Here is an 8,440-nt window from a genome sequence, read left to right on the forward strand (position 1 = left end):
TGCGGGAAAACCCCCTTGAGCATGTATCTGGCGGTGCACGGCTGGAAAGTGGCCAACGTCCCGATCCTCAAGGATATCCCGCTCCCCGACGAGGTGTACCGAACGGACCGCCGCAAGGTGATCGGCCTGAGCATCGAGTACACCCACCTGATGGAGCACCGAAGGAAGCGCGAGGTGCTCCTGGGCGCGGGCATCATGACGGACTATTCCAGACCCTCCCTGGTCTTCGCGGAGCTCGAGACCGCGAGGAAGATCTACCGGGACGGCGAGTTCTACGTGGTCGACGTCACGGACAAGCCGATCGAGATCATCGCCGACGAGATCATCCAGGTCGTCACCCGGAGCCGGAAGGAACCGCAACGCCCCCCCCTGCCTCCGTAGGCCCCTCCTCCGCGCCGGGATCCCTTCTCTTCCGCGACGCGCGTCGACAGCCTCTGGGGTTCCCGCCCCCTCCCGCGGATTTGGCCGGGCCTCCGATGCGAAACTCGGCGAGCAGGACCGGAAGGAGTACGCCAAGGTCCTCGAATCGCTTCGGGCGTATGTCAGCGCCAACAACGGGTATGGGAAGGTGCGTGACGTGCCCGCGACCCTTTGGTTCCAGGGATGGACCGATCCGGAGGGGAAGAAGAGCTGGGATCAGAGCCTGAAGGAAAAAGCCGGTTCTTCATCCCGCGTCCGATTCGTTCCTCGACGCCGCCTCGAGGCCGATCGCGCAGACTCTCTTTCGGTAGGCGTCCGGGGTAATCACGCGGAAATACGGCATCCAGCGGGCGGTCTGCTCGTGGAAGTGTATCTCGTTGTGCACCTCGAAGGAAACCACGATGTCGCCGTTTTCCCTGGTCTGGACGATTTCCTGGTGCGGGAAGAAATTCTCCCGGCGGAAGATGTGGGCGACCGATGCGTCGAACTCGACTGCCACCTTCTCCGTTTCCCGGTCGTCGAACAAGATCGCCTGCGCCTCCTCCAGCACCCGCCGGACGGATTCCGGCACCTCCGGGTACCGGCTTCCCGTCGGGCGGACGTTCTCGATAAAGTCGAGGAAGAACTTCTTCGTCTTCCCGTCGTGCCTCGCCACGAGGTACCAGAACCCGCCGTAGTAGAGGATCTTGTACGGTTCCGCCGTGCAGCGCCTCCCGGATTTCCGGTAGGAGAAGGAGACGACCTCCCGGCCCTTGATGTGTCTTTCGAGGGCCAGCTGGGTGCTCGCCACCTGGTCCATGTCGATCTCCTCGTCCCCGGCGATCGGGTAGACGCCGGGCATCCGGAAGATCCGGTTCTTGAGGCCGGTCAGGAACCGGGAATGCTCGGGCCCGAAGACGTGGGCTGCGTAGTCGATCAGGGCGCACACCAGGGACATCTCGGAGGCGTTCGGGATCCTGCCGCCGACGATGGTGTCCGTGGTCAGGGTGTAGGTGTGCTTCTTCCCGTCGGTGATCACGCACGGCAAGCCGGAAAGGTGCAGGAGATGGCGCCGCGCGGTCCGGAGGGCGACTCCGAATTCGTCCGCCACGATCCGGGAGGTGAGGGCCCTGCGTTCGTTCAGGAGCCGGAGCAGCCGCAGCGCCCAGTCCATCCTGGTGGGCCCGGCCGTCGGCCGGGGATTCGCGGGCCGTTTCCTGGACTTCCCTTTGCCGTCTCCTCTCTTCCCGGCCATCCCCGCCCTCCCCTGCCGATCCGGCAATCGGCGATCCCCCGCCGCTCACTTGCCCATGGAACCCATTTTCTCCAGCAGCCGGACCATCCCGAGCGTGTCCTGGCGGCAGTATTCCAGGAGCGCTTTGCGCAATTTCCGCAGTTCCTCCGCGTCGCCGATGTCGCCCATCGTGAAATACGCCTCGGAGGCCATCTCCCCGTCGCGGATCGCCAACCCTTCGTAGGTCATGTCCGGAACCAGGACCGGGAGCACGCTCTTCAGGGAATAGGAGCCCGACATCTTCCAATGGTAGATCTCCCGCCGGCGGAACGGCTCCATCAGGTCGACCAACCCGCCGATGACGGCGGACAGGCGCTTGCGGTGCTCCGGGAGGAACTCGGCGAGGACTTTCAGCACCCCCTTCTCGAAGGCCATGTTGTAGACCAGGACGCAGGCCCCGTCGGGGATCTCTCCGAGCAGTTTCTCGGCCAGCTCCTTCCGGGGATCGGCGCCGGGCCGGGCCAGAAACTCGAAATGCTGGAGAGGCGCGCCCTCCGCATCCCGGCGATGCAGGGAGTAGAGGAACGGAACCTGCTGGTAGGGCCGGGTCCCGTCGAAAAGCGGGATCGCGGACCGGAAAGTCTCAAAATCGAGGAAGCAGACCGGGTGCCAGAGCCCTCCCAGGAACTCCCGGATCTTTTCCGGGTGGGCGTGGTCGTCCTTGCGCAGGAAATATACCACCTGCATCCGCTGCGCGGTGTTCAGGGACGCGAGCGGGACGTCGGACAGCTGGAGGATCCCGCGCCGGTACAGATCCCACTTGTCGATCCCCCGTCCCCGGAGGGTGAAGATGGAATGCTCCGGGATGTGCTGCCAGCAGTGGGCGATGAAGTCGCACTCGTGCGGATCGCTGCAGTGGGGCCCGATGTCGATGTCGGGCTCCTTCCCGCCCAGCATCCTGCGCAGAGCGGCCAGCTCCTCCGGAATGGCGTCCTGCTTCCCCCGGACCACGTCGGTCACGTTCTGGATGGCGAACAGCTCCCGCGGGGCGATCTCCCCCTTGCGGACGTAGGCGCTGTTGATGTGGACCAGGAAGGCTCGGTGAATGGGAACGCCGCATCCGGCGAGGACGTAGTATTGGATGGCGACGTCATCCCAGTTGTGTTCCTTCACGTCGGTCGCGCTTTTCACCTCGTACAGGTCGAATCCTTCCGGGGAGCGGCAAAGGATGTCCGCCTTCACGAACACGTTGTCGTGGGAAAAGGTCGCTTCGTAGAGGACCTTCGTGCCCCGGTGGATATCCTGGCGGGTCCGTGAAAGCTGCTCGTCCTTGGGGAGTCCCTCGAAGGGGATTTCAACCCCTCCGGGAAACAGCTGGCGGGCGTACACCCCGACCTCCGTGCCGGACTTCCACAGCGCCAGAAGCTCCGGGGCCGGCTCGCTGCGCAGCTCCGGGCGGTGCTTGTGCAGATAGAGGGATTTGTGGCACTGGAGTCCCCGCATGTAAAGGGACTTGCTCAAGGAGATGTTCCTGCCGGAGGCGGGCATCACGTTCCTCCCGGGGGAGCCGGGATGTCTGGCGTTCCGTCAACTCTACCTCATTCCCCGAGGGAGGTGAATATCCCCCGCGGACCAACCGCCGGCAGTTGGAAATCCTCGAGCTTCCCCTCCCCGCTTTCGGGTCTGCGGACGAATCCCCCGCTGTCGGGCGGACATCGTAATTTTCATGCATCGCAGGGACAAACCCGTTGACGAAAGGAGGTTCGATCATGGCGCGTAAGTATATCGACTGCCGCGACCACCCGGGGGATGTCAAATGCACGGTGGCGCTCTCGGCCGACTCCGAGGAAGAACTCCTCCAAGCGGTGGTGCAGCACGCAACAACCGTTCACGGCTACCCGGACACGAAGGAGTTCCGGGAGAAGATTCGCAAAGGGTTCAAAGTGGGGAGCCCGCCCGCCTGAAGCTGGGCAAACGGTCTGTCCAACCATGCACACCAGGGGGGGCAACGGAATACCCGCCCGGTCTTGGGCGTCCCCCCCTGCCCTTTTTCCTTCCCCGTCTTCTCCTGTCGCGGCTTGCGAGGCGGAGACGAGGAGATCGGCCCGCAGGTTGACATCGAACGGATATCAGCATATAGGGTCCCTATACGGTCCGTCGCTCCCGTAATCCAACCCGTTCAGCCCGACGGCGTTCGGCAACCCTCAGGCAAACGTCAGCCTTCCGACGCAAGGGGGGCCGGGATGATCCTCCTCTTTTCCGGAACGGATTCCACTTCCCTTCATCCATCGGATTTGTGTCAGTTCCGGCCCCCTTGAGTTCCTTTTACGCATCGGTTCAAGGGGAAGGAAGCTAATCGGGTGTGCCGGAAAAGAGAGGGGACAAATGCCTAAATACGTTGTCTTGATGAAACTGACGGAGCAGGGAAGCAAAGATTTCCGAAATGCGCCGGACCGGATCGAAAGCTCCTCCAAGTTACTCCAGAAACTGGGCGGCAAGCTGATCGGCATTTATCTGGTGATGGGGGAATACGACTACGTCGGAATCGGCGAGTGCCCGAGCGATGAAGTGGCGACCGCCTTCGCTTTGGCGTTAAGTTCCGCGGGAAACGTAAAAACGACCACGCTGAAAGCGTTTTCCAAGGAGGAAATTCCCGGCATCCTCAAGATACTGCCAAAATCGTGACAGGAACAAAGAAATCGGGAAGGACGGAGCCTTTGGCTCCGTCCTTCGCCGAGGGATGAATCCGCCTACTCCTTGACGCCCGAGAGCGTCCTGACCTTTTCCTTGCTGTATCCGAGCTTCTGAAAGTCGATCAGCCCGTCCGGTGCGTGGCACGACTTGCACCCGAGGGCCTGCTCCTTGGGGGCAACCTGGTGGTTGAGGGAGAAGACCATCGTCTCCCGGACCGGTTTCCAGTTTCCGCTGTATTCCGTCTTCGAGTCCTCCGCGCCCTTCCTGGCCGCCGCGGCCGGATCGCCGGTGATCGCGTAGACGCCGGACTTGATGTAGACGGCCTTGCCGGAAACCGCGTCCCCGATGACGGTGTAGTCCGTCCGTTTCCAGGGGAAGATCTTCGACATGCCGTCCGTAAGCGATCCCACGGGCTCCGGCGGCACCGTCATCTTCCGGTTCCACCAGTGGTACTCCGGTTTCAGATTGGCGCCCATGATGTTCGTGGGACCGTACAGGCCGGTCTTCTCGTTGAGTTTCGGTTTCGTCCAATCACGCTCGACCACCGTGGGCATCTTCGGATCCCGGGCGATCGCCGGGATGTGGCAAGACTGGCAGGCGACCTTCGCCAGGTGGCGCCCGAGGACCTGCGCCTTCTCCCCCTTGTGCGGCTTCTCATGGCAGTTCTCGCAGGCGACCCTGACCTCGAGGAGCTCCTGTGCCTTGATGTCCCCGCCGCCCGGAATCTTGTGGTTCTTCGCGACGTGGCACTCCACGCACTGGATCCCTTTGGCCAGGTGGACGTCGCTGTCCCTGGTGGGTATCACGCCGTGCTTGTGGTTCGGCCCTCCCCCGGTCCCGGCGTGGCACCGAAGGCACATCTCGCTCGTGGGCCTGCCGACCGACTGCGCCGCCTTGAGGACATCGATCGCGGGATCGGGCGCGAGGCGGAACCTATCCCCTTCCATGACCACCGTGCGCATGTACCCGGGAGCGTGACAGATGAGGCAGTCGATGTTCTGGTAGTCGGCCTCGACCAGGTTTCCGACCGGATTGGGTTTGGCGCCGAGTCCCGCATGACATTGAGCGCAACCGCCCGGCTGCGCCGGCTTGGAGGCATCACTGGGCTTGAGGATCCCGATCCAGTTGTGCCCCGCCACCGTGTTGGGCGGCGCTCAATAGCTGTGCAGCATCCCGGCGGGCTTGCCGGGTTCCCACCCCTCGAGAAACCGGGGAATTCCCATCTGCTGGTAATGAAGGCTCTCCGCTACCTCCTTCGCCGCTCCCTCGTGGCACGCGGCGGAGACGCAGCTTGCCGTGCCTTCGTACTTGATGACATGCTTGGCGTGAGACGGTTCCTGGGCATACGCCGCGGTCGCAAAAAGCGCCACGGCGGCCAGCATGCCCAGGATCATCGGACCCGTTTTCATGTCGGTCCTCCTTTTCGGGATATGCGCCAGTATATCATTACATATTGACACATAGAACCAATAACAACGCCGAACGGAATCGGTTCGACAGGGAAAACCTGCGCGGGGCAAAAGGAGAAATAACCGAGGGGCTACGGTGGCCCGCAACCCGCCGATACTATTCGCAATTGTGGTCAGGGAGGACCTGGCGGCCATCGGGAGACATGCACATTCTCCTTTCGATGCGCAATACGCTGCCAATACGCCGCGCGCGCAGCCGACGCCGGCCGAGGATGCCCGGTCGCCGCCCCGGGGAGGACGATTCAGGAGAAGCCTTTGCTCCCGGTTGCGCCCGTTACCCTTGCCTACCGGCTGTATTCGATTTTCGAGAAAATGAAGAGTCGAAACGTTGGAACGGGTGAGGGCGGATTTTCATGCAGGCATCCGGTCGATTCTACGGCCTGGCGATCGACCAGGCCGCGATCGTCATCCCGTCCCAGATGGCGCCCGACCGGATCCGCGCCTCGACTTCGGCGGGCGCCAGCCGGAGGAGCTCGAACTCCTCGGTTTCGTCCGGCGTCCCCCCGACGAACGCAAGATCCCTCGCGACGTAGACGCGGCACATCTCGTCGGTGACCCCGTTGTAAGGATTGAACTCCCCCGCCAGAAGCAGGCTCTCCGCGGAATAGCCGGCTTCCTCCCTGAGCTCCTGCCTCGCCGTTTCCTCGTAGGTCGCGCCGTCCTTCACGCTCCCGCAGGGAAATTCCGCGCTCTCCCTGCCCAGCAGGTATCGGTGCTGGTTCACCAGCAGCAGGGTGCCGTCCCCCAGGATCGGGACGACCATGGAAGATCCGTTCGTATGGACGTAGTGGTACTCCCCGGGCTTTCCCGACGGCAGCTCGAAGGCGTCCCGCTTGTACGTCCAGTACGGATTCCGGAATACGATCGCCTCCGAGAGCTTCTTCCAGGGCTTGAGCGGCATTCGACGGGATCCTCCAAGGAAATTCGGCTATGAGCGTAAAGGGCCGGAACGACCTTCCCGAATTTACCGAAGCGCGAGGAGGTCCTCTTCCCCGCTGACACGGGTATGCGTGTAAAAATTGTACCCCCTGGAGCGACACCGGGAATCGTTCCCGACACCCAACGTTCGACGGGATTTTCGGTGATCGCAGAAAACGGCGATCAGGACGCTTTTTTCACTTCGATAGCAAGCTTGAACCCCAGCGCATCCAATAAATTTCCCAGGCTGCGTAGCTCAGGGTTCCCTTTTTCGGAAAGCATACGATAGAGATTTTCTCGATTCAGGCGGGTTTTCCGGGCCAGCTTCGACATTCCGCCGCCGAGGGCCTCCGCAACATCCTTGAGCGCCAATAGAAATACCTCGGACTCCCCTTCTTCCAAGGCAGCGTTGAGGTATTCCGCAGCTTCCTTCGGATCCCTCAGGGACCGGATCAACTCCTCCTTGTAACTTTTACTCTTTGGCATGATCTCCACTCCTGTAGTCGGCCCAGAATTCCATAGCCTTTTTGATATCTTTTCCCTGGCTGCCCTTCACCCCTCCCGATAAAAGGAGAACGACCTTTGTCCCAACCTTTCCCAAATACACACGGAACCCGGGTCCATAGTCGATACGTAGTCCAGTCGGAAAAAGGCGCCTTCCCACGCTTGTTTATATAGATTCGTATTTCCCATGGCATAGGATCCACCAGGTTAGTGTGGCTTATAAGCGACATGGTGTCAAGATAAAACTGATCCGCACCAACACGAACCCGCCATGCCTAGTGTACCGTCTCCTCCATCGAATCGCCGCGAATGGAATCCACATCGAAACAATTACCATGACCCGGTCATCGCATGACAGGTCCTGGCGGGAAACCCGTTTCCTGGAATCGCGATTCGCGCATAAGACCGGTCATGAGCAACCGGCGCGTAGAGGATGGGTATCTGCCGAATCCTCTCGACCACACGAACGGCATGGCACGCAGGTCGGACAGCCTGTTCCGCCGCAACGGCATGAACACCAGGACCGTATGCACCGATCAGCAGGCAACGATCACCTTGTTCGACAACGAGGACGGCAAGCGCCCCTCCGTTGACAAGGTGATCGACACCCTCGCCGTCGTCGGGAAATCGTTCCACCGGGAATTCGGGACGGATTATTTCTACAAGATGGCGGTGTATTACGACGGCCGGGAATGGATCGAAACGCTGGCCGGGAACTGCAGGGATTCCTTTATAGACAACACCGTTTCCCACTGTTTTTGCAAGGTTAATTTCGAATAGACCATCCTGGCCGCACTCATCCGACGGCCCATTCTCCCAAGGGAAACTTCTTGCCGTGACCGGCGGCGTCAACCGTGTTTGTCCCTCCGGGATCAACCGGCAGGGGATCCCTTACCGGTTCAACGCCTCCATCGCCTGCTCGTGGTAGCGCGTCCCTTTGGCCGCTCCCGGAGGGAACGCGGCGTCGAGCCGGGCGAGGTCGCCCGACGTCAGCACCACGTTCAGGGCCCCGGCGTTTTCCTCCAGGCGCTCCACCCGCTTGGTCCCCGGGATCGGAAAGATGTCCTGGTCGAGCAGCCATACCAGGGCGAGCTGGGAGGGACGGCATTTCTTTTCCGCGGCGATTTCCTCGAGGTGTTTCACGAGGGAAAGGTTATACGCGAGGTTCTCCCCGACGAAGCGCGGGGAGCTGCGCCGGTAGTCTCCTTCGGCAAGGTCGTCA

Annotated in this window: 11 protein-coding genes; 4 read left to right on the top strand and 7 right to left on the bottom strand. The window is 61.7% G+C overall.

Translation table 11 applies throughout. The features are described 5' to 3' along the window. Positions 1-381: kinase/pyrophosphorylase (locus VJ307_02235; GenBank protein ID HJX72946.1), on the top strand; the 381-nt coding region annotated here is incomplete at its 5' end. A 283-nt stretch (positions 382-664) separates the two neighbouring features. On the opposite strand, the gene VJ307_02240 is transcribed toward VJ307_02235, so the two are convergent. Continuing rightward, positions 665-1,654, bottom strand: coding sequence for a WYL domain-containing protein (locus tag VJ307_02240; GenBank protein ID HJX72947.1), 990 nt, complete (start codon positions 1,652-1,654; stop codon positions 665-667). A 45-nt stretch (positions 1,655-1,699) separates the two neighbouring features. Beyond that, positions 1,700-3,181, bottom strand: a complete 1,482-nt coding sequence (locus tag VJ307_02245) for a DUF2779 domain-containing protein (GenBank protein ID HJX72948.1) — start codon at positions 3,179-3,181, stop codon at positions 1,700-1,702. A 221-nt stretch (positions 3,182-3,402) separates the two neighbouring features. On the opposite strand from VJ307_02245, the gene VJ307_02250 reads away from it, so the two are divergent. Further along, complete coding sequence (locus VJ307_02250; protein ID HJX72949.1) at positions 3,403-3,597, top strand: DUF1059 domain-containing protein; 195 nt, start codon at positions 3,403-3,405, stop codon at positions 3,595-3,597. 442 nt (positions 3,598-4,039) lie between these two features. Further along, positions 4,040-4,318: a GYD domain-containing protein gene (locus VJ307_02255; GenBank protein HJX72950.1), complete on the top strand. Its 279-nt coding sequence runs from the start codon at positions 4,040-4,042 to the stop codon at positions 4,316-4,318. Between the two features lie 65 nt (positions 4,319-4,383). Here the strand turns inward: VJ307_02255 and VJ307_02260 are convergent, their stop codons facing one another. The 4 genes from VJ307_02260 to VJ307_02275 all read right to left on the bottom strand — a co-directional run bounded on the left by VJ307_02260 (position 4,384) and on the right by VJ307_02275 (position 7,170). Beyond that, complete coding sequence (locus tag VJ307_02260; GenBank protein ID HJX72951.1) at positions 4,384-5,466, bottom strand: hypothetical protein; 1,083 nt, start codon at positions 5,464-5,466, stop codon at positions 4,384-4,386. Between the two features lie 15 nt (positions 5,467-5,481). After that, positions 5,482-5,736, bottom strand: a complete 255-nt coding sequence (locus tag VJ307_02265; protein HJX72952.1) for a hypothetical protein — start codon at positions 5,734-5,736, stop codon at positions 5,482-5,484. Positions 5,737-6,169: 433 nt separating this feature from the next. Continuing rightward, the gene (locus tag VJ307_02270; GenBank protein HJX72953.1) at positions 6,170-6,697 is read right to left on the bottom strand and encodes an NUDIX hydrolase; all 528 of its coding nucleotides are present in this window, start codon (positions 6,695-6,697) and stop codon (positions 6,170-6,172) included. 200 nt (positions 6,698-6,897) lie between these two features. Continuing rightward, positions 6,898-7,170 (bottom strand): addiction module antidote protein, encoded by a 273-nt coding sequence (locus VJ307_02275; protein ID HJX72954.1) that lies wholly within the window; start codon positions 7,168-7,170, stop codon positions 6,898-6,900. A 459-nt stretch (positions 7,171-7,629) separates the two neighbouring features. On the opposite strand from VJ307_02275, the gene VJ307_02280 reads away from it, so the two are divergent. Further along, positions 7,630-7,998 (top strand): hypothetical protein, encoded by a 369-nt coding sequence (locus tag VJ307_02280; protein ID HJX72955.1) that lies wholly within the window; start codon positions 7,630-7,632, stop codon positions 7,996-7,998. Between the two features lie 111 nt (positions 7,999-8,109). On the opposite strand, the gene VJ307_02285 is transcribed toward VJ307_02280, so the two are convergent. Continuing rightward, positions 8,110-8,440 (bottom strand): aldo/keto reductase (locus VJ307_02285; protein ID HJX72956.1); only part of this gene is annotated, 331 nt, incomplete at its 5' end.

The organism is Candidatus Deferrimicrobiaceae bacterium (assembly GCA_035256765.1).
GTDB lineage: Bacteria > Desulfobacterota > Deferrimicrobia > Deferrimicrobiales > Deferrimicrobiaceae > CSP1-8.

Excerpts from the sequence above, each read along its gene's own strand:
- VJ307_02240 (HJX72947.1), bottom strand. The coding sequence starts at position 1,654 with ATGGCCGGGAAGAGAGGAGACGGCAAAGGGAAGTCCAGGAAACGGCCC.
- VJ307_02245 (HJX72948.1), bottom strand. The coding sequence starts at position 3,181 with ATGCCCGCCTCCGGCAGGAACATCTCCTTGAGCAAGTCCCTTTACATG.
- VJ307_02250 (HJX72949.1), top strand. The coding sequence starts at position 3,403 with ATGGCGCGTAAGTATATCGACTGCCGCGACCACCCGGGGGATGTCAAA.
- VJ307_02255 (HJX72950.1), top strand. The coding sequence starts at position 4,040 with ATGAAACTGACGGAGCAGGGAAGCAAAGATTTCCGAAATGCGCCGGAC.
- VJ307_02265 (HJX72952.1), bottom strand. The coding sequence starts at position 5,736 with ATGAAAACGGGTCCGATGATCCTGGGCATGCTGGCCGCCGTGGCGCTT.
- VJ307_02270 (HJX72953.1), bottom strand. The coding sequence starts at position 6,697 with ATGCCGCTCAAGCCCTGGAAGAAGCTCTCGGAGGCGATCGTATTCCGG.
- VJ307_02280 (HJX72955.1), top strand. The coding sequence starts at position 7,630 with ATGAGCAACCGGCGCGTAGAGGATGGGTATCTGCCGAATCCTCTCGAC.